The following is a 22844-nucleotide window of genomic DNA, read 5'->3' on the forward strand; positions in this document are numbered from 1 at the left end:
CCGGGTCCCGGAGAGCTGTGGCGATGCCCAGTGAGGCAGCAGTCAAAGCAGAAGAGGCCTTGATCCACGTTCTGTGGATCAACGCCGGATTGAGTTGTGACGGTGACTCCGTGGCGCTGACTGCCGCCACGCAACCCAGTATCGAGGAGATCGCCCTCGGCGCCCTCCCCGGGCTGCCGAAGGTCGCCGTGCACTGGCCGCTCATCGATTTCGAATGCGGGCCCAACGGCGGCGCCGACGACTTCCTCGAATGGTTCTTCAAGGCCGACCGTGGCGAATTGGAACCGTTCGTGCTGGTGGTCGAGGGATCGATTCCCAACGAGCAGCTCAAGACCGAAGGTTACTGGTGCGGCTTCGGCAACGACCCGGCGACGGGCCAGCCGATGACCACGAGCGAATGGCTGGACAGGCTCACGCCGAAGGCGACCGCGGTCGTCGCGGTGGGGACCTGCGCGACCTACGGCGGTATCCACGCGATGGCGGGCAATCCGACCGGGGCGATGGGTGTGCCGGACTACCTCGGTTGGGACTGGAAGAGCAAGGCGGGAATCCCGATCGTCTGCGTGCCCGGATGTCCGATACACCCGGACAATCTCTCCGAGACGCTGACCTACCTGCTGTACATGGCGACCGAGCAGGCGCCGATGATCCCGCTCGACGACGCGCTGCGGCCGCAGTGGCTGTTCGGTCAGACTGTCCACGAGGGGTGTGACCGGGCCGGCTACTACGAGCAGGGCGACTTCGCCGACGAGTATGGCTCGCCGAAATGCATTGTCAAGCTTGGCTGCTGGGGTCCGGTGGTCAAGTGCAACGTGCCCAAACGCGGGTGGATCAACGGTATCGGCGGATGCCCGAACGTCGGTGGCATCTGCATCGGCTGCACCATGCCCGGTTTCCCGGACAAGTTCATGCCGTTCATGGACGAGCCGCCCGGCGGCAAGGTGTCCACGACGGCGTCGGGCCTCTACGGCTCGGTGATCCGCAGCCTGCGCCACGTCACGGGCAAGACCGTCGACAAAGAACCGAAGTGGCGCCATCCCGGCCTGAAACTCGAGACCGGAGCGACTCGCACCTGGTAGTGCCGCCGTATCGACCGCACCCCAGGCGAGGCCATTGCGAGCTGAACGCTGCTCGCGCACAGTTATCTTGACGAAAGTGGCGTCCGATGACAACGACCATTCCTGAACCGTCTCACGTGAAGCGCGATCCCGGCCAACTGGTCGAGATGGCCTGGGACCCGATCACCCGCATCGTCGGCAGCCTGGGCATCTACACCAAGATCGACTTCGAGAACCGCGAAGTCGTCGAGTGCCACAGCACATCGTCGATCTTCCGCGGCTACTCGATCTTCATGAAGGGCAAGGACCCCCGGGACGCGCACTTCATCACCAGCCGCATCTGCGGGATCTGCGGTGACAACCATGCCACCTGCTCGTGTTACGCGCAGAACATGGCCTACGGCGTTCAGCCGCCGCACGTCGCGGAGTGGATCGTCAACCTCGGCGAGGCCGCGGAATACATGTTCGACCACAACATCTTCCAGGAGAACCTGGTCGGGGTGGACTACTGCGAGAAGATGGTCGCCGAGACCAATCCGAGCGTGCTGGCCAAGGCCGAGAACACCCAGGCTCAGCACGCCGACATGCACGGGCACCGCACCATCGCCGACATCATGCGGGCGCTCAATCCGTTCACCGGCGAGTTCTACCGCGAGGCCCTCCAGGTCAGCCGGTGGACGCGGGAGATGTTCTGCCTCATGGAGGGCCGCCACGTGCACCCCTCCACGCTCTACCCGGGCGGCGTCGGCACGGTCGCCACCATCCAGTTGATGACCGACTACATGACCCGGTTGATGCGCTACGTGGAGTTCATGAAGAAGGTCGTGCCGATGCACGACGACCTGTTCGACTTCTTCTACGAAGCGCTCCCCGGCTACGAGCAGGTGGGTCTGCGGCGGACGCTGCTGGGCTGCTGGGGCTCGTTCCAGGATCCCGAGCACTGCAACTTCGCGTACAAGGACATGGAGAACTGGGGCCGCAAGATGTTCGTCACCCCGGGGGTGGTGGTGGACGGCAAGCTGCTCACCACCTCCCTGGTGGACATCAACCTCGGCATCCGGATCCTGCTGGGCAGTTCGTATTACGACGACTGGGAAGACCAGGAGATGTTCGTCAGGAACGATCCCCTCGGCAACCCCGTCGACCGCAGGCACCCGTGGAACCAGCACACCAATCCCAAGCCGCAGAAGCGCGACTTCGACGAGAACTACAGCTGGGTGATGTCACCGCGCTGGTACGACGGCAAGGACCATCTGGCGCTCGACACCGGCGGCGGCCCGCTGGCCCGGTTGTGGTCGACCGCGCTGGCCAACCTGGTGGACATCGGCTACGTGAAGTCAACCGGTCACAGCGTGCAGATCAACCTGCCCAAGACCGCGCTCAAGGGCCCGGTCGAGTTCGAGTGGAAGATCCCGCAGCACGGCAGCAACACGATCGAACGCAACCGCGCGAGAACGTATTTCCAGGCCTACGCCGCGGCGTCGGCCCTGCACTTCGCCGAGAAGGCGCTCACGGAGATCCGGGCCGGGCGGACCAAGACCTGGGAGAAGTTCGACGTCCCCGACGAGGGCATCGGGTGCGGGTTCACCGAGGCGGTGCGCGGTGTGCTGAGCCACCACATGGTGATCCGGGACGGCAAGATCGCGAACTACCACCCGTACCCACCGACCCCGTGGAACGCCAATCCGCGCGACAGCTACGGCACGCCGGGGCCGTACGAGGATGCGGTGCAGGGGCAGCCGATCTTCGAGGAGAACGACCGCGAACACTTCAAGGGCATCGACATCATGCGCACCGTGCGCAGTTTCGATCCCTGCCTGCCGTGCGGGGTGCACATGTACCTGGGTGAAGGAAAGAGCCTCGACCTGCTCCACTCCCCCACCCAGTCGGTCACCGGGGAATAGGCGATGCGCCCTTCGGGATCGCCAGGCGTGGGCGACACCGAGGCCGACGCACGCTGGCGCACCGCCGGTGACCGGATCCAGGTCCTGTTGGACGCCACCGCGATCGGCGGGGTGACCGCCAGGGAGCGCGCCGAGCAACTGGTGCGCGAGGTCACCGATCTCTACGGGGCCGGCCTGGAGCGGATGATGACGCTGGCGGTCCGTGCGATGCCGGACCTCGCCGACGACTTCGTCGGTGACGACCTGGTGGCCAGCCTGCTGCTGGTGCACGGCCTCCACCCGCACCCCGTCGAACGCCGCATCGCCGACGCGCTGGACACCGTCCGGCCCTATCTGGGCTCCCACGGCGGCGACGTGCATCTGCTCGGCGTCGACGGTGAGGTGGTCCGCCTCCAGTTCTCCGGAAGCTGCAAGAGTTGCCCGTCGTCAGCGGTCACGCTGGAACTCGCCGTCGAGGACGCGGTACGGGCCGCGGCGCCGGAGATCGCCTCCATCGAGGTCGTCGCCGCCGAGAAGGAACCGGTTTCGGCCGTCATCCCCGCCGAGTCACTGCTGAACCGCGTTCGGGCCGAACGACACCCACCGGCCGACTGGCATCCGGTCCCGGACCTCGAGGCGCTGTCGGCCGGCGAGGTCGGCGGTTTCCGGGTGGCGGGCGCCACGGTGCTGGCGTGCCGGGTCGGTGACGACCTGTTCGCCTACCGGGACGGGTGCGGCGCATGCGGCGATTCCCTGGCGGGCGCGGTGCTGCACCGGCGGATGGGCTCGGCGGACGTGGTGCTGCGATGCCCGCACTGCCGCGCACACTTCGACGTCGCGCACGGCGGGAGATCCGTCGATGACGACCGGCCGGCCGCCCACCTCGAACCGGTGCCGATGCTGGTGCGCGGCGGTGTGCTGTCGATGGCACTGCCCGCCGCCACGGCCGAGAGTGTCGCCTGATGACGGCCTACGATGTGCTGGCGCGGATCCGGGCCAACCGCACGACGCCACAGGCAGCCGGTGAACGCTGCGAGATGTGCGCCGAGCAGATCGCCGATGCCCACCAGCATGTGGTGAATGTCGCAGGCAGACAGCTGCTCTGCGTCTGCCGGGGGTGTTATCTGCTGTTCACCGACACCCACGCCGAACTGCGCTTCCGCGCGGTTCCGGACCGCTACCTCGAATTCCCGGACTTCGCGCTGGACCGCCGGTCGTGGGAGGCCCTGCAGATCCCGGTGGGCCTGGCCTTCTTCTTCCGCAACTCCGACCTCGGGCGCACGGTGGCGTTCTATCCGGGACCGGCCGGAGCCACGGAGTCCGAACTGGACCTGCTGGCCTGGAACGACATCCGTGCCGCCGACCCCCGGGTGGACACCATGGCCGACGACACCGAGGCGCTGCTGGTGCGGGTCCCCTTCCATGATGACGACGCAGACGGCGACAGCCGGCCGCCGGTCTGCCACCTGTTGCCGATCGACGCCTGTTACGAATTCGTCGGCAGGCTGCGGATGCTCTGGCGCGGCTTCGACGGCGGCCGCGAGGCGCGTGACTACATGGACGACTTCTTCCGCGCCGTCGCCGACCGCAGCAAGGTGGTGGTCCGGTGACCGCCCCGACCACCGAGGTGACGTTCGCGGTGCTCGACGTGGCGCCCGAACCCTACGCGGTGACGCCGGTGCTGACCGCGCGCATCGCTGTGTCGGCGGCCGGCGACGAACCCGTGCACGCCATCGCGCTGCGCTGCCAGGTCAGGATCGACCCGCTGCGCCGTGGTTACGACGACGCCGAGGCCGCGGGCCTGACCGACCTGTTCGGGCCCCGGGAGCGGTGGGGCCGGACTCAGCACACCTTCCTGTGGCAGCACACCGCGGCGATGATCCCCGGGTTCACCGGATCCACCCGGATCGACCTGCCGCTGGAGTGCACCTATGACTTCGAGGTGGTCGCCGCGAAGTATCTGCACGCACTGCGCAGCGGTGCCGTACCGCTGCTGTTCCTGTTCAGCGGAACGGTGTTCGTGCAGGGTTCGCGCGGCTTCGCCGTCCAGCAGGTGCCGTGGGACCGCGAGGACCGACACGACATGCCCGTGTCGGTGTGGCGGGACCTGCTCCGCCTGCACTACCCGAACACCGGATGGGTGCGGCTGGACCACGACACCGTCGACGCGCTGGCCGGCCACCGCTCCGCACACGGCCTGCTCTCGCTGGACGAGGCCGTCAGGAACCTGCTGTCCAGGACGCCGGTCCCGTGAGCGCCGACTGGAACCGGGCCCGCGCCGTCGCCGACGCGGTGCTCTACGAGGGATACCTGCTCTACCCCTACCGTGCGACCTCACAGAAGAACCAGTCCCGCTGGCAGTTCGGCGTCCTCGGCCCATCCGGCGCCGAAGCCGCAGGGATCGGCGAGGACGACACGATCTCCGCGCAGATCCTGCTTCAGCCGGCCGAATCGCCTGCCCTCACCGTCGTCGTGCGCTTCCTGCAGTTGCAGCACCGCGCCGCGATGCGCGACGCCGGCGACGGCCGCGTCGAGGCCGTCGACGAACTGGTCACCGAAGCGGGTTCGTGGATCACCTGGGACGAGGCGGTGGAATGCGAGGCCCGCTTCGGCCCGTTCGGCATCGACACCCTGTGCCCCGGGCGGACGCACCCCATCGTCGTACCGTCCGGCACCGACGTCGAGATCCTCACCGGGGGCCGGCTGGTGCGCACCCGACGGGAGCTACGCGGCGAGCTGTCGCTGTCGGCCGAATCCGACGGCGACCTGATCCGGGTGAGCGTGACGGTGCGGAACACGGCTTCGCCCGCGGTGGACAAGGACGCGGCGATCGCCACCTCGTTGATCGGCACCCACCTCATCGGCGAGGTCAGCGGTGGGGAGTTCGTCTCGCTGCTCGAGCCGCCGCCGGCCGCCGCCGAGGCCGTCGCGCGCTGCGTCAGGCACCGGTGCTTCCCGGTGCTCGCCGGTCCGGCGGGGGAACGCGACCTCGTACTGGTGTCGCCGATCATCCTCTACGACCACCCCGAGATCGCCGAACAGAGCGACGGCGCCCTGTACGACTCGTGCGAGATCGACGAGATCCTCACGCTGCGGATCATGACGATGACCGACGAGGAGAAGGCCCAGGCCCGCGCCACCGATCCGCTCGCCGCGGCGATCATCGACCGCTGCGACACCATGTCGCCGGAGGCGATGATGAACCTCCATGGCGTGCTGCGGGATCCGCATGCCACGGTCGGCGCCCCGGCGCTGGTCCCGGAGGTCCCCGACGGCGTCGACTGGTGGGATCCGGTCGCGGACAACGCCGTCGACCCGGGCATCGACGCGGTGCTGGTTAACGGCGTGCCGGTGAGCCGCGGCAGCCGGGTCCGGCTGCACCCGTCGCGCCGCGCCGACGCCCAGGACCTGTTCTACACCGACAAGGTCGCCCGGGTCACCTCGGTGCACGAGACCGTCGACGGCGAGACCCACATCGGTGTGGTGATCGAGGACGACCCCGCCGCGGACCTGCACGAGTGGTACGGCCGCTACCTGTACTTCGCACCCGACGAAGTCCAGCCGCTTCCCGAGAGGAGTTCGACATGCAGACAGTAGGGGTGACGGCGACGGTCGTCGTGGGTCTGGTGGTGGTCGCCGGCCTGGTGCTCGGCGTGCGGTCCATACCCGACGTCAAGCGGTATCTGAAGATCCGCCGGATGTGACAGGGGCGCAGGGATCACGACCAGAATCCTGATTGCCGGCATCGGCAACATCTTCCTCGGCGACGACGGTTTCGGCCCCGAGGTGGTGCGCCATGTGCCGCAGCGGCTCGCCGGACCCGACGTCGCGGTGACCGACTACGGCATCCGCGGCATGCACCTCGCCTACGACCTGCTCGACGGCTACGACGCGCTGGTCCTCGTCGACGCGCTGCCCGACCGCGGCGGGCCGGGCACCCTGCACGTGATCGAGGCCGACCACGAGAGTCTCTCGGGCACTGCCCGTCTGGATGCGCACGCCATGGACCCGGCGGCCGTGTTCGCGGGTGTCTACGCGCTCGGCAGCACCCCGCCGCGCACCGTGGTGATCGGCTGCGAGGTCGAGAGCGTCGAGGACGGCATCGGCCTGAGCGCCCCGGTCGCCGCGGCGGTGCCCGAGGCGGTGCGCGCGGTCGAGGACGTGGTCGCGCGCCTACTGACCAGCGCGGCCGTGGAGGGCTGAGCGATGTGCCTCGGAATCCCCGGTCAGGTGGTGCGGATGCTCGACGGCTACGGCGGCCAACTCGCGCTCGTCGACGTGGTCGGTGAGCATCGCAAGGTCAACATCGGCATGCTGCCCGACGACGTCTTCGCGCCGGGTGACTGGGTGATCATCCACATGGGGTTCGTCGTGGAGAGAACCGACCGGGCCGGGGCGGCCGAGGCGCTGGCCGGTCTGAAGATGATGGGCAGTGGGGATCCGCCGCCATGACCCGCCAGCGGCTGCGGATCTGTGCGCACGGCGTCGTCCAGGGCGTGGGCTTCCGCCCGTTCGTGTACACCACCGCGGCCGCCCTCGGCCTGTCCGGATCGGTCCGCAACGACAGCGCGGGCGCCGTCATCGAGATCGAGGGCACCCCGGACGCCGTGTGCACGTTCCTCGGTCGGCTGCGCGACGATCCGCCGCCGCTGGCCGTGATCGACCACCTCGAGACCCGCGACGTGCCGTGCACCGGCGGCACCGGGTTCACCATCGCCGACACGTCACGCTCGACCGGTGGCCGCACTCTCACCTCCCCCGACGTCGCGGTGTGCGCCGATTGCGTTGCCGAGCTTCGTGACCCGTCCGACCGCCGGCACCGGCACCCGTTCATCAACTGCACCAACTGCGGGCCTCGGTTCACCATCATCGGCGCGCTGCCGTACGACCGGGCGAACACCACCATGGCGGATTTCGCGATGTGCGCCGCCTGCGCCCGCGAATACACCGATCCCGCCGACCGCCGATTCCACGCGCAACCCGTCTGCTGCCCGGATTGCGGGCCTACGCTGCGTTTCCGCACCGGCAGCGATGTGCTGGGGTGCGGCGAGGAGGGACTACGGCGGGCCCGTCGCCTGCTGCGCGCGGGAGGCGTGCTCGCGGTCAAGGGCATCGGCGGCTACCACCTGGCCTGCGACGCCGGGAATGCGCAGGCGGTCGCGGAACTGCGCAGGCGCAAGCGGCGCGGCGACAAGCCGTTCGCGGTCATGGTCCCGGATCTGGCGGGGGCAGCCCTGCTCATCGACGTCGACGAACGCATCGCGGGCGTGCTGACCGGCGCGGCGCGACCCATCGTGCTGCGGCCACGCCGCACCGAGAGCCCCGTCGCCGACGCGGTCGCGCCACGCAACCCCGATCTCGGTGTGATGCTGGCCTATACGCCACTGCACCTGCTGCTGTTCGGCTTGCCCGGCGACGAGCCCGGCCCGCAGGTGCTGGTGATGACGTCGGGCAATCTCGGTGGTGAGCCGATCTGCTTCGCCGACGACGACGCGTTCGCGCGGCTCGCCGACCTCGCCGATGGCTGGCTGGTGCACGACCGCAGGATCCTGGTGCCGTGCGACGACTCGGTGGTGCGCGTCCTCGACGGTGAGGAGTCACCCATCCGGCGGTCCCGCGGCCATGCCCCGCTCCCGGTGGCGCTGCCCGTCGCGGTGCCGCCGGCCCTCGCGGTGGGCGCCGACCTGAAGAACACCCTGGCCGTCGCCGACGGCCGCTATGCGTGGCTGAGCCAGCACATCGGCGACATGGACGACCTGGCGACGCTGTCCGCGTTCGACGCCGCCGAGCGGCACCTGCGCACACTGACCGGCGTCTCCCCCGTCGTGGTGGTGACCGACGCCCACCCGGCATACCGGTCCACCGGCTGGGCGCACCGCAACGCCGGTGGCCGCCCCGTGCGCAAAGTGCAGCACCACCACGCGCACATCGCCGCGGTGATGGCCGAGCACGGCCTCGACGGCACCGAGCAGGTACTCGGATTCGCGTTCGACGGAACGGGTTACGGAGACGACGGGGCGGTCTGGGGCGGCGAGGTGATGCTGGCCGACTACAAGGGCTACCGCCGGCTCGCGGCGCTGCGCTACGTGCCGCTTGCGGGCGGCGACCTCACCGTGCGGCGGCCCTACCGGATGGCCCTGGCCCATCTCTGGGCTGCCGGGCTGCCGTGGGATCCGGATCTGCAGCCCGTACAGGCCTGCCCGCCTGACGAACGGCGGGTTCTGCGCCACCAGCTGGAGACCGGGCTGGGTTGCGTGCCCACCTCGAGCATGGGCCGGTTGTTCGACGCGGTAGCAGCGCTGGTGGGCGTCCGGCAGACCGTCGACTACGAGGCGCAGGCCGCCATCGAACTCGAAGGGCTGGCCCGTGGCGCCGAACCGGGCTGCGGAAGCTACCGGTTCGGCGCCGACGGTCCCGCCGTGGACCCTGCTCCGGTGCTGTCGGCGGTGATCGCCGACATGCGCGCCGGAGTTCCGGCCGGGGTCGTCGCCGCCCGCTTCCACCGCGCGGTGACCGTTCTCGTGGTCCACCTGGCCGGCGTGTACGGCGGACCGGAGCGGACGGTCGCCTTGTCCGGCGGCGTGTTCTGCAACGCCCTGCTGCTGCGCACCACGGTGGCCGCGCTGCGGACGGCGGGTTTCACCGTCCTGACCCATCGGCGCGTGCCGCCCAACGACGGCGGTATCGCGCTGGGGCAGTTGATGATCGGGACGTCGGGATGACGGCGTCCCAGGGATGGCCGAGAGAGAGGATGCGCCCATGTGTCTAGCGGTGCCCGGCAGGATACTGCGCGTCGAGGACCGGGACGGCGCGCTGATGTCGATGGTGGACTTCGGCGGCATCCAGAAGGACGTCTGCCTGGAGTACATCCCCGACGCCCGGGTCGGTGAATACGTGATGGTCCACGTCGGATTCGCGATCCAGCGACTCGACGAGGAATCGGCGAAGCGCACGCTCGCCGAGTTCGAGCACCTCGGGGTGCTCAAGGAGGAGTTCGGCGACGGCTTCGAGCTGGCGGCCAGACAGGCGGGGCTGCAGAACCCGCAACACACGGACAACGGGCAGAGGTGACGTCATGAAGTATCTGGACGAGTTCAGCGATCCACAATTGGCCGGCAAGCTGATCGAGGAGATCAAGGCGGTCACCACCCGGCGCTGGTCGATCATGGAAGTATGTGGCGGACAAACACATTCGATCATCCGCCACGGTATCGACCAGCTCCTGCCCGACGAGATCGAGATGATCCACGGGCCCGGCTGCCCGGTGTGCGTCACCCCGCTTGAGATCATCGACAAGGCCATGGAGATCGCGTCCCGGCCCGGGGTGATCTTCTGCTCGTTCGGCGACATGCTGCGCGTTCCGGGCAGTGACAAGGACCTGTTCCGCGTCAAGAGCGAGGGCGGCGACGTGCGGGTGGTGTACTCGCCGCTGGACGCGCTGACGATCGCCCGCGACAACCCGGACCGCCAGGTGGTGTTCTTCGGCATCGGATTCGAGACGACGGCGCCCGCCAACGCGATGACCGTCTATCAGGCCAAGCGCCTGGGTGTCGAGAACTTCTCGCTGCTCGTCTCGCACGTGCTGGTGCCGCCCGCGATCGCGGCCATCATGGAGTCCCCCACCTGCCGGGTGCAGGCGTTCCTGGCCGCCGGTCATGTGTGCAGCGTGATGGGGACCGAGGAATACCCCTCGCTGTGTGAGAAGTACGAGATCCCGATCGTGGTCACGGGTTTCGAACCGTTGGACATCCTCGAAGGCATCCGGCGGACGGTGCTGCAGCTGGAGTCCGGGCGCCACGAACTGGAGAACGCCTATCCCCGCGCCGTGCGGGCCGAGGGCAACGCCGCGGCCCGGCGCATGCTCACCGACGTCTTCGAGGTGACCGACCGGGGCTGGCGCGGCATCGGGACCATCCCCGACAGCGGGTGGCAGCTCTCGCCCGGCTACCGCGACTACGACGCCGAACACCGCTTCGCCGTCACCGGTATCCACACCGCCGAGTCCGCGGTGTGCCGGTCCGGCGAGGTGCTGCAGGGGCTGATCAAACCGCACGAGTGCGCGGCCTTCGGCACGCTGTGCACCCCGCGGAACCCGCTCGGCGCCACCATGGTCTCGTCCGAGGGCGCGTGCGCGGCGTACTACCTGTACCGGCGGCTCGAGGTGAGCCATGCCTGACACCCCGAGCATCGATATGGAGCAGTGGGTGTGCCCGGCGCCGCTTCGCGACGCGCCGAACATCGTGATGGGCCACGGCGGCGGCGGGGCGATGTCCGCCGAACTGATCGAGCACCTCTTCCTGCCCGCGTTCGGCTCGGCGGCCGACGCGGGCATGGGCGACTCGGCCGTCATCGAGGTCGGCGACGTCCGGCTGGCCTTCTCCACCGACTCGTTCGTGGTGAAGCCGTTGGTCTTTCCCGGCGGCACGATCGGTGACCTGGCGGTCAACGGCACCGTGAACGACCTGGCGATGTCGGGCGCGACGCCGATGGTGCTGTCCACGGCGTTCATCCTCGAGGAGGGCACCGCGCTGGACGACATCGCCCGCGTCGCCCACGCCGTCGGTACGGCCGCGCTGGCCGCCGGGGTGAAGCTGGTCACCGGTGACACCAAGGTCGTCGACACCGGCCACGGCGACGGCATCTATCTCAACACCTCGGGCATCGGACTGATCGATCCGGGTGTCGACATCCGCCCGCAGCGTGCCGCGCCCGGTGACGTCGTGATCGTCAGCGGTGAGATCGGGGTGCACGGGGTGGCGGTGATGAGCTGCCGGGAAGGCCTCGAATTCGCCACCTCGATCGCCAGCGACACGGCGCCGCTGAACGGCCTGGTGGCCGCGATGATCGGCACGGGAGCCGACCTGCACGCCCTGCGTGACCCGACACGCGGCGGGATGTCGGCCACGCTCAACGAGATCGCCAAGGCCGCAGGCGTCGGCGTGGCACTGGAGGAGACGGCACTGCCCGTCCCGCCCGGTGTGCGCGACGCCTGCGGGCTGCTGGGCCTCGACCCGCTGTTCGTCGCCAACGAGGGCAAGCTGGTCGCGTTCGTCGCGCCCGAGGACGCCGACCGGGTACTGGCCGCGATGCGCGCCCATCCGCTGGGCGCGAGGGCGGCGGTGATCGGCCGGTGCGTCGGGGAGCATCCCGGCATGGTGGTCGCGCGCACTGCGCTCGGCGGCACCCGGGTGGTGGATCTGCCTATCGGCGAACAGCTTCCGCGGATCTGCTGATGAGCGGCGCCGTCGATCAGCGCGTAGCGCCCGGCCATGCCACGTTCGGCCGGTTCGCCTACCCGCCGAACGAACTCGGTTACTGCGGACCGGCAGGTGTCGCGGTGCCCGACCTGGCGGCGCATGCGCGCGAGTTCGACGGAGCCTGGCCCTATCTGACGGCGATCGCCGATGCGGCGGGCATCGCCGACCCGCTCGACGAGGAGGTGGTGAGCGCCTACTGGATCGGCGGGCCGCTGCTGGACCGCGTCGATCCCGGCGTCCTGCTCGCGGGTCTCCGCCATGCCTTCCGCGGACAGGTCACCGGCCTGCTGGCGGACCTGCCGGACACCGCCGACGTGCTGGCCCACCACAGCCTGCACGTGCTCGCGGTCTATCCGTGGGTGCGATTCCTCGACCGCGATGCCGGCACACCGGTGCGGGTGATGCAGAGCTGTCGCATCCGCTGGGGCACCGTCGAATCGGTGACCGGCGAGGACGCGGTCATCACGTCCCGGCCGCTGACGTTCGAGGCGGATCGGCTGCGGCTCGGCGATCCGCGGGCCGAGCGGGTGCGCTGGCACCGCAACGGCACGTCCCTGACCGCCGCACCCGCGCCCGGCGACGCGGTCGCGGCGCACTGGGACTGGATCTGCGGAACGCTCACCGCCGAGCAGACCGCGGCCCTCGACGCGGCGACGCGCTCCACACTCGCCGTCGTCAACACCACAAGGAGTTCCATGCCGCCACAGCGCGGAGATCGTGAGGAGAAGTCATGAACACACCGGGAAGCCCCATGTCCGCCGAGCCCCAGGAGGAGCGGGGAGCGCCAGGATCGCGCGACACCGGATCGGATCAACCCTCGGGCGGTCCGACGGACCGGCCGTCGGGGAAGATGGAGGGCGACGAGTCCGTGCCCGCCCACGACGAAGCCGGCAAGCCGCGGCAGACCGGCGGCGACAAGACCGAGGCGCCGCCCTCGGACGCCAAGCCGGCCATACCGCCCTACGAGGGCAGACAGACCGAGGCGAAGCCGGAGGGCAGCGGCGACGACAGCCCCGAACGCACCGGCGGCGCCGTCAAACCGGTCACCGAAGGGTAGACAGCCCGTCACCACTGATCGCGCGGCACATCGAAGTCCGCGCACAACGCCCGCCACACGTCGCGGGGTTCTGCGCCGTCCTCGATGGCCTGCGCGGCGGTCCGGCCGCCGAGCGCCGCCAGCACATGGTCGACGAGCAGCGACTGGCCACGAACGGAGCCGAACTGTCCGTCGACCAGTTCCCGGAATTCCGTCAGGCGCACGCGACCAATTTACGCCGGAGCGGCGAGCGCCTCGTGGCACACCCGTACCGGATCGGCGACGGCGCCTGCCGACGCACCGGCCGTGCGGGCGGCCGCCGAGTAGCGCGGCGACGACAGCACCTGGCGGACCGCGGCCGTCAGCCGGTCGGCGTCCAGCGGTCGCACCAGCTCCGCACTGCCCTGGCGCACAACGCGATTGGCAATCTCCCACTGATCGCCGCCGCCGGGAACCACCACCATCGGCACGCCGGCCAGCAGTGTCTTGGACACCATCCCGTGCCCGCCGCCGCAGATCGCCAGGTCGGCGTGCCTCAGCAGCTCGTCCTGGCGGCCCAGCCCGACCGCCGCCCACGGCGGCACGTCGCCGTCCGGTCCGGCCAGCCGCGACACCACCACCCGCGACCCCTCGGGCAGCACGTCACCCGGCGTCAGGTGCGCCAGCGCCAGCTCGACCAGGCCCTGGGTGCCGGTCGTCGCCGTCGAGGGCGCGACCACCACCAGCGGACCCGTCCCGGGCGGCACGTCGAGCACCCGGTCCGTCGGCTCGAAGTGCAGCGGCCCCACCACGACGGCTTCCTGCGGCCAGTCCGGCCGCGGCACCTCCAGCGCGGGAAGGGTCGCGATCAGCCGGCGCAGCGGGCCAGGGTCGTCGGCCGGCAACCCGATGTCGACCCGCACCGCCGACCGCTGCTGCAGTCCCGCTCGCCACGATCGGGCGGTCAGCGTGCGCATCACCGCATCGCGCAGCCGCCCGCGGACCCCGACACCGGGCGCCAGGCCGCTGCCCAGCGGCGGCAGACCCTTCGACGGCCGGTACAGCGGATGCGGATTGAGCTCGATCCACGGCAGGTCGAGCAGTTCGGCGGCCAGTCCCCCGCACGCGGTGATCACGTCGGAGACGATCAGGTCGGGCGACAGGTCCCGCAGGCGCGGCACGTTGATGACCGCCATCCGCGCCGCCCGCTGGTGGATCTTCGCGCCGGCGTCGGTGTCGTCGTCGACGTCGATGGGGTCGAGGCCGGCCAGTTCCACCGCCTCGACGCCGGCCGCACGGGCGGTGTCCAGCCATTCGACGCCGGTGAGCAGCACCGGGCTGTCGCCGGCCGCGGCGAACCGCAGGCACAGTGCCAGCGCGGGGAAGGCGTGCCCGGGGTCGGGTCCGGCAACCACGGCGACGCGCACCGCCCCACCCTGCCACAGCCGGTGACTAGGCTGACCACCATGACGGAGACCACACCGGCGCTGGACAGCACCGCCAATGCACGCACGGTCGAGACGTTCCTGTACGCCGTGCAGGATCTGGACTTCGATGCCGCGGAGGCCGCGATGGCCGAGGGCATCGCCTGGCAGAACGTGGGATACCCGACCATCCGCGGCCGGGACCGCATCATCAAGATGTTCCGGCGCGCCAACGGCCGCCCGGGATTCGAGGTCAAGATCCACCGCATCGCCGCCGAGGGTGACACCGTGCTGACCGAGCGGACCGACGTGCTGGTGTTCGGTCGCGTTCGGTGCCAGTTCTGGGTGTGCGGGGTGTTCGAGGTGCACGCCGGGCAGATCACGCTGTGGCGGGATTACTTCGACGCGTTCGATCTGCTGAAAGGGACAGCGCGGGGGCTGCTGGGCGCCGTGATCCCGGCGCTCCGTCCGACGCTGTAACTCCGCGATGGGCAACCCCGCCACCGGTCCCCGGCCCAACCTGCTGCAGTACATCCCGTACTGCTACGGGCGGCGTCTGCCCGATTCCATGCGGATGTGGGTGGCCGAGGACCTGGCGGGTGAGGGCGCTGCCCGGCGGATGATGTTCCGGGTGTTCCTGCCGGCGGTGGTGGTTTTGGCGCCGTTCTGGCTCATCCCGACGACGCTCGACGTGCATCTGAGCATGACGCTGCCGATCCTCATCCCGTTCGTGTACTTCTCGCACGCGCTGAACAAGGTGTGGCGCAGGCACATGCTGCGCAAGCACGGGCTCGATCCCGGCCTGGTCGACGTGATCGCCCGCCGCAAGAACGCGCACGTCCACCAGGCCTACATCGACAAGTACGGGCCGCGGACCGGCCCGCATTCGAGCCACGACATCTAGCGGCTCAGGCCCTGCGCAACCGCCCCAGCTCGTCGAACGCCTGCGCCCAGCCGTTGAGCCGATCGGTCGCGTCCACCAACTCGTCGCGGTGGCGCCGGGCCGACAACGGCGAACTCGACATCGACCCGCTGTTGGCGGCCGACACCAGTTGCGCTGCCGCGGTGACCATCTCGTGGTACTGGCGGACACCCTGATCCATCTGCGCGGTGAAGGCGGTGATGGTGGGCGCCAGGTGGGCGCGGGCCTGCGGCGCCGAACTGACCGCCCGCTCCATCGACACCACCTCGGCCGCGGTGGCTGCCATGGTCGCCGCGGAATGCTCGGCCGCCGCCCGGAGTTCGCGAAGCTCGTCGGCCGGCAGCATCCGCCCCCGCTCGAGCACCCCGAGCAGCGACAGCAGACCCCGCTCGGCGTCGACCAGTGCGGCCATCGGCCTGCGGGCCGCGGAGTTCCACGGCGGCAGCCGCCTGCTGCCGCGCGTCCGTTCCGGGGGCAGCGGCGTCGAGCGCAGCCACCGGTACCGCAGCAGGCACAGCGTCGCGAGGAACGCAGCGCCCGCCGCGATCGGCGTCGGGATCAGCAGCGCCCAGGCCGGGGTGCTCCAGGACGCCAGCACGACGGTCACCAGCACCCAGAACACCGCCGAGACGACGAAGAACAGGCCGAGCCGCAGCGCCCAGCGGCGCTTGCGCAGCGCCTTGGCGCGGGGATCGGCGGCGGCGTGCAGCTTCTCGGCGAGCACGTCGGAGAACTCGGCAGCGGTGTCGATGCCGCGCTGCACGCTCGAGCGCACGACGGGGTTCCGATACAACCTGGGTGTCGTCCGGGATGTCATGCGCTGATCCCTTCCAGAGCTATTGACTGAGCGGATTCTCGGGGGTGGCCTGGTTCGGGTTGGCGGCAGGGGTGGCGGGCGTCGAGCTCGCCGCAGGGCTGCCGCCGGCGGGAAGGGCGTCGCCGCGCATGGACGCGCGGATCTGCTCCAGCCGGGAGTGCCCGGCCATCTGCACGCTGGCCTGCTGCACTTCCATCATCCGGCCCTGCACGGAGTTCTGCGCGAGCTCGGCCTCACCCATCGCCGTGGCGTAGCGGCGCTCGATCTTGTCGCGGACCTCGTCCAGGCTCGGCGTGTTGCCCGGTGCGGCCAGTTCGCTCATCGACCGCAGCGAGGTGCTGACCTGCTCCTGCATCTTGGCCTGCTCCAGCTGCGACAGCAGCTTGGTGCGCTCGGAGATTTTCTGCTGCAGCATCATCGCGTTCTGCTCGACGGCCTTCTTGGCCTGGCCTGCCGCCTGCAGCGCCTGGTCGTGCAGCGTCTTGAGGTCCTCGACGCTCTGCTCGCCGGTGACCAGCTGCGCGGCGAACGCCTCGGCGGCGTTGTTGTACTCGGTGGCCTTCGCGGCGTCACCGTTGGCGACGGCCTGGTCGGCCAGCGTCAGCGCCTGGCGGACGTTCACCTGCAGCTTCTCGATGTCGGCGAGCTGCCGGTTGAGCCGCATCTCCAGCTGTCGCTGATTGCCGATCACCTGGGCGGCCTGCTGGGTCAGCGCCTGATGCTGGCGCTGCGCATCCTCGATCGCCTGCTGGATCTGCACCTTCGGATCGGCGTACTCGTCGACTTTCGAGTTGAAGAGCGCCATGAGGTACTTCCACGCCTTGACGAACGGATTGGCCATGAGTTCGCTCCGCCTTAAGAGTCGTTGTTCGTGTCTTCGGTCCGGGTCGCCGTCGAGGTCATCATCGCCGCGACGGGGCGCCCGCAGTTCTCCTGTGCCAACTTATCGGTTTCACGCACGTCACCACACCCCTGCGGGCGTTTTGCGCGGTCGCGGGCCGGTCTCGGACTCAGGCGACCGCCATGGAGACGACCTGCGGGATGACCACCTTGGTGCTGACGTCGATGTTGGCCGTGCCGGCCGGGGCACGGCTGGCGGCCGCGTGTTCCTGACCCGCCATCTCGTGGCCGGCGTCGGACAGCACCCGCGACAGCGGCACGTCGAGAGCCCCGCAGATGGCGCCGAGCAGCTCGCTGGACGCCTCCTTGCGGCCGCGCTCCACCTCGGACAGGTAGCCCAGGCTGACCCGGGCGGAGTCCGACACCTCCCGCAGGGTGCGGCCCTGTGATGTCCGGGCACGGCGCAGAACCTCACCGATCACCTCGCGCAGCAATGCCGCCATGTGCCCTCCTCTTTCGCCGGAAGCGTCCTCGTCGTACCGACGTCGTCGTTTCAGACGTCATGAAGTAGAACGCCGCGGTTCGCCGGGCGGTTCCCGCATCGTCATCACTATTTGCCGCGGGCGCCGCTGATCACTGGGCTTCGACGATCACCCGCAACCGGCCGATCGCCTCGTTGACCGCCGCCACCCTGATGTCCCACCGCGACCCGGACAGGTTCAACTGCACCACGACGGTGTCCACCGGCCCGGCCAGGCCGAGGAAGACGGTGCCGACCGGATGCCCGCCGTGCGGTTCCGGGCCCGCCAGTCAGGCCGACACCCCAGGTCGCCCCGCAGCGCTGGCGGGCCCCGACGGCCAGCGCCCGCGCCGTCGGCCCAGCGACCGGACCGACGGCCTCCAGCACCTGCGGCGGCACCCCGGCCAGCGAGATCTTGGTGTCCTCGAGGTAGGTGATCAGCCCGCCGCGCAGCACCACGCTCGCACCGGCCACCCCGGCGAGCGTGGCGGCGAGCAGCCCCGCGGTCAGCGACTCGGCGGTGGCGACGCTCTGCCTGCGGACGGTGAGGTCGGCCACCAGCGCGCGGGCGTCCTCAGTGACCAGCGGGTCGTCCACGGGAGTCCCTGATCGCCGAAACGACGTAGTCCACACCGGTGAGCACCGTGAGCACGATCGCGGCCCACATGATCACCCACGCGGTGGTCAGCCACGGGCTGGGCCAGGCGTGCAGCGGCAGCACGAACAGCCCGATCGCCACGCCCTGCACCAGCGTCTTGAGCTTCCCGCCCCGGCTCGCCGGGATCACGCCGTGACGCAGCACGGCGAAGCGCAGCACCGTGACACCGATCTCACGGGCCAGGATCACCGCCGTCACCCACCACGGCAGGTCGCCGAGCATCGACAGCCCGACCAGCGCCGAGCCGATGAGCGCCTTGTCGGCGATGGGGTCGGCCAGGGTGCCGAACTCGGTCACCATGCCGTAGCTGCGTGCCAGCGCGCCGTCGAACCGGTCGGTGATGACTGCGACCGTGAACACGGTGAAAGCCATTACCCGCCAGAAGATCTCATGGCCGTCGCCGACGAACAGCGCGACCAGGAACACCGGGACAAGGGCCATCCGCACACCGGTGAGGACGTTGGCGAGGTTCGCGACACGGGCGCGCGGCACCACCGGATCGGTATGGGGTTGGCCCGGCACCGCAACAGAATATCGGTTGCCGATGCGGATACTCTCGCAGCTGTGAGCGGAGCGGACGCCCAGCAGCCCGGCGGGGTCGTGGTGCGGCGCGCCCGGACCTCCGACGTGCCCGCCATCAAAGAGCTCGTCGACGTGTACGCGGGCCGGATCCTGCTCGAGAAGAACCTCGTGACGCTCTACGAGGCGGTGCAGGAGTTCTGGGTGGCCGAGGTGGACGGCGAGCTGCTCGGCTGCGGCGCCCTGCACGTGCTGTGGGCGGACCTCGGCGAGGTGCGCACGGTGGCGGTGCACCCCAAGGTGCGGGGACGAGGAGTGGGGCATCTGGTGGTGGACCGCCTGCTCGACGTCGCCCGCGAGCTCCGGCTGCAACGCATCTTCGTCCTCACCTTCGAGGTCGAGTTCTTCAGCAGGCACGGGTTCACCGAGATCGAGGGCACACCGGTCACCGCGGAGGTCTACGAGGAGATGTGCCGCTCGTATGACACCGGCGTCGCGGAATTCCTCGATCTGTCCTACGTCAAGCCGAACATCCTGGGCAACACCCGAATGCTGTTGACCCTCTAGCGATGCGCCCCGTCGTCGCGATACCCGCAATCCTGTTCGTCGTGTGCACCGCGGGCTGCGTGACCAACCGTGAGGACGATGCGCGCGACCTCGACCGTCATGTCCGCGGGATGCCCGGGGTGGCCGGCACCGAGGTGCGCTACCACAACGACTTCACCAACGGGGAGAACTTCGATCTGACGGTGACGCTGGATCCCGGCATCACCGAACCGCAGGTCAGACAGGTCGGCGGGTACTTCGTCGAGCACGCCACCGGCACCGGGCTGGCCGAGGACTCCGCCGAACTGTCGTTGCGCCTGCCCGTCGTCCCGCCGCCGCCGAAGAACTCCGGCATCCTCGAGTACTCGGAGGCGTCGTTCTCGTTCGGGCGTTCGACGACCGTCAGCAATGCCGGTGCCGACGCCGTCGCGGACAGCGCCGCGGTGTGGCTGCGGACAGTGCGGTCGTCGGTCGCCGCCAGGGTCGCGTTGACGCAGCCAAGGTGGAACGGGTCCGGCGACAGCCGCGGCATCACCGTGACGCTGCGCCCGGACGCCACCTCGGCGGAGGTCCTCGCGGCCCAGGCCGCCGATCCGGCCCTGGCCGACGCGTCCTGGGGCATCTCGCTCCCGGCCGAGCCGTACCGGCATCCGCACACGTACTACTCGACGCCCCGGCCTCCGAGCGACGCCGACCTGCAGACCTGGCGCGAGATCAGCGCGGTGGTGGGCGGTTCGGAGGAGGCGCGGGGCACCACCACGGTGCCGGCCGAGCGCGGCCGCCAGGCCGAGACCGACGTCGAGATCGGCCTGCCGGACGGTTACGGCGCCGGAGCGGACGCCCGCCGGGTCGCCTTCGCCGTGGCCGACCTGCTGACCCGATTCGGCCGGCCGGTCGAGTTGACCGCGCAGACCGGTGACGGCGCCGCCGAGGTGATCGTCGGCGGCTGTTACCGCCACGACGCCGACCACGTCGCGCTGCCGCTGGAACGGGGGCTGTCCCAGCGGTACGAGACCTGCTGAGGCGCTAGTCCTCGGCGTCGCCTCCTGCCGCGTCGCTGCCGCCGCGGATCAGCGCCAGCGTTCCGGCCAGTTCGTCCGGTTTGACCAGCACGTCGCGCGCCTTGGAGCCCTCGCTGGGCCCGACGATGCCGCGGGTCTCCATCAGGTCCATCAGCCGGCCCGCCTTGGCGAACCCGACGCGCAGCTTGCGCTGCAGCATCGAGGTGGAGCCGAACTGCGAGGACACCACCAGCTCCACGGCCTGCAGGAAGACGTCCATGTCGTCGCCGATGTCGGGGTCGACGTCCTTGCGCTCACCGGCCTTCACCGCCGTGACACCCTCGGTGTACTCCGGCTCGGCCTGCTCCTTCGTCGCGGCGACGACGGCCTGGATCTCCTCGTCGGTGATGAACGCGCCCTGCAACCGGATGGGCTTGTTGGCGCCCATCGGCAGGAACAGCCCGTCGCCCATGCCGATGAGCTTCTCGGCGCCCTGCTGGTCGAGGATCACCCGGCTGTCGGTGAGCGACGAGGTGGCGAATGCCAGCCGGGACGGCACGTTGGTCTTGATCAGACCGGTGACGACATCGACCGACGGCCGCTGGGTCGCGAGCACCAGGTGAATGCCCGCCGCGCGGGCCTTCTGGGTGATGCGCACGATCGCGTCCTCGACGTCGCGCGGCGCGGTCATCATCAGGTCGGCCAGCTCGTCGACGATGGCCAGGATGTACGGGTACGGCTTGTAGACGCGCTCGCTGCCCAGCGGCGTGCTGATCTCCCCGGTGCGCACCTTCTCGTTGAAGACGTCGATGTGCCGCACCCGGGACGCCTGCATGTCCTGGTAGCGCTGCTCCATCTCCTCGACCAGCCAGGCCAGCGCTGCGGCCGCCTTCTTGGGCTCGGTGATGATCGGGGTGATGAGGTGCGGGATGCCCTCGTAGGGGGTGAGCTCCACCATCTTCGGGTCGATCAGGATCATCCTGACCTCCTCGGGCGTGGCCCGCGCCAGCAGCGACACCAGCATGGAGTTGACGAAGCTCGACTTGCCCGAGCCGGTGGAGCCCGCCACCAGCAGGTGCGGCATCTTGGCGAGGTTCGCCGAGATCATCTCGCCCTCGATGTCCTTGCCGAGGCCGATCACCAACGGGTGGTGGTCGCGGCGGGTCTTCGGGTCGGTCAGCACGTCGGCGAGCCGGACCATCTCGCGGTCCGTGTTGGGCACCTCGATGCCCACCGCCGACTTGCCGGGGATGGGCGCCAGCATCCGCACGCTCTCGGTGGCCACCGCGTAGGCGATGTTGCGGTGCAGCGCCGTGATCTTCTCGACCTTCACGCCGGGACCCAGTTCCACCTCGTAGCGGGTGACGGTCGGTCCGCGCGTGCACCCGGTGACGGCCGCGTCGACCTTGAACTGGTCGAGCACCGAGCTGATCGCGTCGATCATCTGGTCGTTCGCCGAACTGCGGCGCTTGGGCGGATCACCGGCGATGAGCAGGTCGAGCGGCGGCAGCACGTACGGGCCCTCGACCACCCGGTCGAGTGTCAGCGTGTCGGTGTCGGGCCGGTCCGCCTTCTTCTCCGCGGCCGGCTTCTTGCGCTTCGGCTTGGCGGCCGGTTCGGGCACCGTCGGCGCATCGCCGGCGTCCTGCGGGTCGAGCGGGTAGTTCTCCATCGGGGTGCCCGACGGCCACGCCTGCGGCTCGTCTCCGAGATAGCCGGCCGGATCGTCGTAGTAGCCGTCGGAGAAGTCCTCGGCCGCGGCGTCTTCCGGCTCGTCGTCGTAGTCGTCGTCGTACTGGTCGTACTCGTCGTCGAACTGACGGGTCCCGAACATCGCACGCACCGTGGCGGGCACCTCGCGGATCGTGGTGCCGGTGATGAGCAGCACCCCGAACAGCACGCCGATGAACAGCAGCGGCGCGGCGATCCAGGCGGTCAGCCCATCGGACAGCGGTCCGCCGATCGCGAACCCGGCGAAGCCGGCGGCGTGCCGGCGGTCCGTCGGCGCCTGAGGCGAACCGGCCCACAGGTGCCACAGCCCCAGGGCGGGCAGCGCGATCATCGTCGCGCCGAGGATCAGCCGGGGCCGGGCCTCCGGGTCGGGTTCGCTGCGCATCAGCGTCACCGCGACGGCGACGAGCAGCACGGGCACCAGCACCACCGCGGAGCCGACGAGGGTCCGCAGGACGGTGTCGATCCATTCGCCGACCGGGCGGGCGGCGTCGAACCACGAGCCCGCGGCGATCACCACTGCCACGCCGAGCAGCGCCAGGGCGATGCCGTCGCGGCGGTGGCCCGGCTCGATCTCGCGGGCCCGGCCGACCGACCGTGCCGTCGACCCCGCACCCCGGGCGACCATCAGCCAGCCGGCGCGTGCGCCCCGG

26 protein-coding genes and 1 pseudogene are annotated in these 22844 nt (G+C 70.0%); 19 read left to right on the forward strand and 8 right to left on the reverse strand.

Annotated elements, in window-relative coordinates:
* The first annotated feature begins 23 nt into the window (after nucleotides 1-23).
* From H7I41_RS04435 to H7I41_RS04500, 15 genes are all read left to right on the forward strand, one after another.
* The gene (locus H7I41_RS04435) at nucleotides 24-1079 is read left to right on the forward strand and encodes an NADH-quinone oxidoreductase subunit B family protein (protein WP_264011354.1); all 1056 of its coding nucleotides are present in this window, start codon (nucleotides 24-26) and stop codon (nucleotides 1077-1079) included.
* A gap of 86 nt (nucleotides 1080-1165) precedes the next feature.
* Nucleotides 1166-2962, forward strand: coding sequence for a nickel-dependent hydrogenase large subunit (locus tag H7I41_RS04440; RefSeq protein WP_264011355.1), 1797 nt, complete (start codon nucleotides 1166-1168; stop codon nucleotides 2960-2962).
* A gap of 3 nt (nucleotides 2963-2965) precedes the next feature.
* Nucleotides 2966-3904, forward strand: coding sequence for a NifU family protein (locus tag H7I41_RS04445; RefSeq protein ID WP_264011356.1), 939 nt, complete (start codon nucleotides 2966-2968; stop codon nucleotides 3902-3904).
* Complete coding sequence (locus tag H7I41_RS04450) at nucleotides 3904-4551, forward strand: DUF5947 family protein (protein WP_264011357.1); 648 nt, start codon at nucleotides 3904-3906, stop codon at nucleotides 4549-4551. The genes H7I41_RS04445 and H7I41_RS04450 overlap by 1 nt, the downstream gene beginning before the upstream one ends.
* Nucleotides 4548-5195 carry a DUF6084 family protein gene (locus H7I41_RS04455; RefSeq protein WP_264011358.1) on the forward strand — a complete coding sequence of 216 codons (648 nt, stop codon included), beginning with the start codon at nucleotides 4548-4550 and terminating at the stop codon, nucleotides 5193-5195. Before H7I41_RS04450 ends, H7I41_RS04455 begins: the two co-directional genes overlap by 4 nt.
* On the forward strand, nucleotides 5192-6538 hold the full coding sequence (locus tag H7I41_RS04460) for a hypothetical protein (protein ID WP_264011359.1): 1347 nt from the start codon (nucleotides 5192-5194) through the stop codon (nucleotides 6536-6538). Before H7I41_RS04455 ends, H7I41_RS04460 begins: the two co-directional genes overlap by 4 nt.
* The gene (locus tag H7I41_RS30390; protein ID WP_372503674.1) at nucleotides 6526-6645 is read left to right on the forward strand and encodes a DUF6893 family small protein; all 120 of its coding nucleotides are present in this window, start codon (nucleotides 6526-6528) and stop codon (nucleotides 6643-6645) included. Before H7I41_RS04460 ends, H7I41_RS30390 begins: the two co-directional genes overlap by 13 nt.
* A 13-nt stretch (nucleotides 6646-6658) precedes the next feature.
* A complete protein-coding gene (locus H7I41_RS04465) occupies nucleotides 6659-7144 on the forward strand; it encodes a hydrogenase maturation protease (protein WP_264011379.1) in 486 nt (161 codons plus the stop codon).
* A 3-nt stretch (nucleotides 7145-7147) separates the two neighbouring features.
* Complete coding sequence (locus H7I41_RS04470; protein ID WP_264011360.1) at nucleotides 7148-7393, forward strand: HypC/HybG/HupF family hydrogenase formation chaperone; 246 nt, start codon at nucleotides 7148-7150, stop codon at nucleotides 7391-7393.
* On the forward strand, nucleotides 7390-9663 hold the full coding sequence (gene hypF / locus H7I41_RS04475) for a carbamoyltransferase HypF (RefSeq protein ID WP_264011361.1): 2274 nt from the start codon (nucleotides 7390-7392) through the stop codon (nucleotides 9661-9663). The genes H7I41_RS04470 and hypF overlap by 4 nt, the downstream gene beginning before the upstream one ends.
* 37 nt (nucleotides 9664-9700) lie before the next feature.
* Nucleotides 9701-10012 carry a HypC/HybG/HupF family hydrogenase formation chaperone gene (locus tag H7I41_RS04480; protein WP_264011362.1) on the forward strand — a complete coding sequence of 104 codons (312 nt, stop codon included), beginning with the start codon at nucleotides 9701-9703 and terminating at the stop codon, nucleotides 10010-10012.
* 4 nt (nucleotides 10013-10016) lie between these two features.
* Complete coding sequence (hypD, locus tag H7I41_RS04485; RefSeq protein WP_264011363.1) at nucleotides 10017-11117, forward strand: hydrogenase formation protein HypD; 1101 nt, start codon at nucleotides 10017-10019, stop codon at nucleotides 11115-11117.
* A complete protein-coding gene (gene hypE, locus H7I41_RS04490) occupies nucleotides 11110-12174 on the forward strand; it encodes a hydrogenase expression/formation protein HypE (protein WP_276008276.1) in 1065 nt (354 codons plus the stop codon). The genes hypD and hypE overlap by 8 nt, the downstream gene beginning before the upstream one ends.
* Complete coding sequence (locus H7I41_RS04495) at nucleotides 12174-12932, forward strand: DUF6390 family protein (protein ID WP_264011364.1); 759 nt, start codon at nucleotides 12174-12176, stop codon at nucleotides 12930-12932. The genes hypE and H7I41_RS04495 overlap by 1 nt, the downstream gene beginning before the upstream one ends.
* Entirely contained in the window at nucleotides 12929-13255 is a 327-nt protein-coding gene (locus H7I41_RS04500) for a hypothetical protein (RefSeq protein WP_264011365.1), read from the forward strand. The genes H7I41_RS04495 and H7I41_RS04500 overlap by 4 nt, the downstream gene beginning before the upstream one ends.
* Nucleotides 13256-13263: 8 nt before the next feature.
* Here H7I41_RS04500 and H7I41_RS04505 read toward each other — a convergent pair whose 3' ends face one another.
* Nucleotides 13264-13458: a DUF3046 domain-containing protein gene (locus H7I41_RS04505; RefSeq protein WP_264011366.1), complete on the reverse strand. Its 195-nt coding sequence runs from the start codon at nucleotides 13456-13458 to the stop codon at nucleotides 13264-13266.
* Nucleotides 13459-13467: 9 nt separating this feature from the next.
* Entirely contained in the window at nucleotides 13468-14640 is a 1173-nt protein-coding gene (locus tag H7I41_RS04510) for a glycosyltransferase (RefSeq protein WP_264011368.1), read from the reverse strand.
* A gap of 39 nt (nucleotides 14641-14679) precedes the next feature.
* Here H7I41_RS04510 and H7I41_RS04515 point away from each other — a divergent pair, with 39 nt between their 5' ends.
* The gene (locus H7I41_RS04515; protein WP_264011369.1) at nucleotides 14680-15117 is read left to right on the forward strand and encodes a limonene-1,2-epoxide hydrolase family protein; all 438 of its coding nucleotides are present in this window, start codon (nucleotides 14680-14682) and stop codon (nucleotides 15115-15117) included.
* A gap of 7 nt (nucleotides 15118-15124) precedes the next feature.
* Nucleotides 15125-15541 (forward strand): DUF5313 domain-containing protein, encoded by a 417-nt coding sequence (locus H7I41_RS04520; protein ID WP_264011370.1) that lies wholly within the window; start codon nucleotides 15125-15127, stop codon nucleotides 15539-15541.
* 4 nt (nucleotides 15542-15545) lie between these two features.
* On the opposite strand, the gene pspM is transcribed toward H7I41_RS04520, so the two are convergent.
* The 5 genes and pseudogenes from pspM to pgsA form a co-directional block, all read right to left on the reverse strand.
* Nucleotides 15546-16376 carry a phage shock envelope stress response protein PspM gene (gene pspM / locus H7I41_RS04525; RefSeq protein ID WP_264011371.1) on the reverse strand — a complete coding sequence of 277 codons (831 nt, stop codon included), beginning with the start codon at nucleotides 16374-16376 and terminating at the stop codon, nucleotides 15546-15548.
* A 19-nt stretch (nucleotides 16377-16395) separates the two neighbouring features.
* Nucleotides 16396-17217 (reverse strand): phage shock protein PspA, encoded by an 822-nt coding sequence (pspA, locus tag H7I41_RS04530; protein ID WP_264011372.1) that lies wholly within the window; start codon nucleotides 17215-17217, stop codon nucleotides 16396-16398.
* A gap of 169 nt (nucleotides 17218-17386) precedes the next feature.
* Nucleotides 17387-17719 carry a transcriptional regulator ClgR gene (clgR, locus tag H7I41_RS04535; RefSeq protein WP_264011373.1) on the reverse strand — a complete coding sequence of 111 codons (333 nt, stop codon included), beginning with the start codon at nucleotides 17717-17719 and terminating at the stop codon, nucleotides 17387-17389.
* Nucleotides 17720-17849: 130 nt separating this feature from the next.
* Nucleotides 17850-18333: pseudogene (locus H7I41_RS04540) on the reverse strand (CinA family protein).
* On the reverse strand, nucleotides 18311-18916 hold the full coding sequence (gene pgsA / locus H7I41_RS04545) for a CDP-diacylglycerol--glycerol-3-phosphate 3-phosphatidyltransferase (protein ID WP_264011374.1): 606 nt from the start codon (nucleotides 18914-18916) through the stop codon (nucleotides 18311-18313). The pseudogene H7I41_RS04540 and the gene pgsA overlap by 23 nt, the downstream one beginning before the upstream one ends.
* 81 nt (nucleotides 18917-18997) lie before the next feature.
* Between pgsA and H7I41_RS04550 the strand changes: the two genes are divergently transcribed.
* Nucleotides 18998-19480, forward strand: a complete 483-nt coding sequence (locus tag H7I41_RS04550; protein WP_308214582.1) for an amino-acid N-acetyltransferase — start codon at nucleotides 18998-19000, stop codon at nucleotides 19478-19480.
* A gap of 2 nt (nucleotides 19481-19482) precedes the next feature.
* Nucleotides 19483-20481 carry a hypothetical protein gene (locus H7I41_RS04555; RefSeq protein WP_264011375.1) on the forward strand — a complete coding sequence of 333 codons (999 nt, stop codon included), beginning with the start codon at nucleotides 19483-19485 and terminating at the stop codon, nucleotides 20479-20481.
* 4 nt (nucleotides 20482-20485) lie between these two features.
* Here H7I41_RS04555 and H7I41_RS04560 read toward each other — a convergent pair.
* On the reverse strand, nucleotides 20486-22844 hold a 2359-nt coding region (locus H7I41_RS04560; RefSeq protein WP_264011376.1), incomplete at its 5' end, for a DNA translocase FtsK.

The sequence above is a fragment of the [Mycobacterium] manitobense genome (assembly GCF_025821665.1).
Lineage (GTDB): Bacteria > Actinomycetota > Actinomycetes > Mycobacteriales > Mycobacteriaceae > Mycobacterium > Mycobacterium arseniciresistens.

Coding starts and splice junctions, on each gene's coding strand:
- H7I41_RS04520 (WP_264011370.1), top strand. CDS start 15,125: ATGGGCAACCCCGCCACCGGTCCCCGGCCCAACCTGCTGCAGTACATC.
- pspM (WP_264011371.1), bottom strand. CDS start 16,376: ATGACATCCCGGACGACACCCAGGTTGTATCGGAACCCCGTCGTGCGC.
- H7I41_RS04480 (WP_264011362.1), top strand. CDS start 9,701: ATGTGTCTAGCGGTGCCCGGCAGGATACTGCGCGTCGAGGACCGGGAC.
- H7I41_RS30390 (WP_372503674.1), top strand. CDS start 6,526: ATGCAGACAGTAGGGGTGACGGCGACGGTCGTCGTGGGTCTGGTGGTG.
- hypF (WP_264011361.1), top strand. CDS start 7,390: ATGACCCGCCAGCGGCTGCGGATCTGTGCGCACGGCGTCGTCCAGGGC.
- H7I41_RS04450 (WP_264011357.1), top strand. CDS start 3,904: ATGACGGCCTACGATGTGCTGGCGCGGATCCGGGCCAACCGCACGACG.
- H7I41_RS04470 (WP_264011360.1), top strand. CDS start 7,148: ATGTGCCTCGGAATCCCCGGTCAGGTGGTGCGGATGCTCGACGGCTAC.
- hypD (WP_264011363.1), top strand. CDS start 10,017: ATGAAGTATCTGGACGAGTTCAGCGATCCACAATTGGCCGGCAAGCTG.
- clgR (WP_264011373.1), bottom strand. CDS start 17,719: ATGGCGGCATTGCTGCGCGAGGTGATCGGTGAGGTTCTGCGCCGTGCC.
- H7I41_RS04500 (WP_264011365.1), top strand. CDS start 12,929: ATGAACACACCGGGAAGCCCCATGTCCGCCGAGCCCCAGGAGGAGCGG.
- H7I41_RS04495 (WP_264011364.1), top strand. CDS start 12,174: ATGAGCGGCGCCGTCGATCAGCGCGTAGCGCCCGGCCATGCCACGTTC.
- pspA (WP_264011372.1), bottom strand. CDS start 17,217: ATGGCCAATCCGTTCGTCAAGGCGTGGAAGTACCTCATGGCGCTCTTC.
- H7I41_RS04515 (WP_264011369.1), top strand. CDS start 14,680: ATGACGGAGACCACACCGGCGCTGGACAGCACCGCCAATGCACGCACG.
- hypE (WP_276008276.1), top strand. CDS start 11,110: ATGCCTGACACCCCGAGCATCGATATGGAGCAGTGGGTGTGCCCGGCG.
- H7I41_RS04435 (WP_264011354.1), top strand. CDS start 24: ATGCCCAGTGAGGCAGCAGTCAAAGCAGAAGAGGCCTTGATCCACGTT.
- H7I41_RS04555 (WP_264011375.1), top strand. CDS start 19,483: ATGCGCCCCGTCGTCGCGATACCCGCAATCCTGTTCGTCGTGTGCACC.
- H7I41_RS04445 (WP_264011356.1), top strand. CDS start 2,966: ATGCGCCCTTCGGGATCGCCAGGCGTGGGCGACACCGAGGCCGACGCA.
- H7I41_RS04440 (WP_264011355.1), top strand. CDS start 1,166: ATGACAACGACCATTCCTGAACCGTCTCACGTGAAGCGCGATCCCGGC.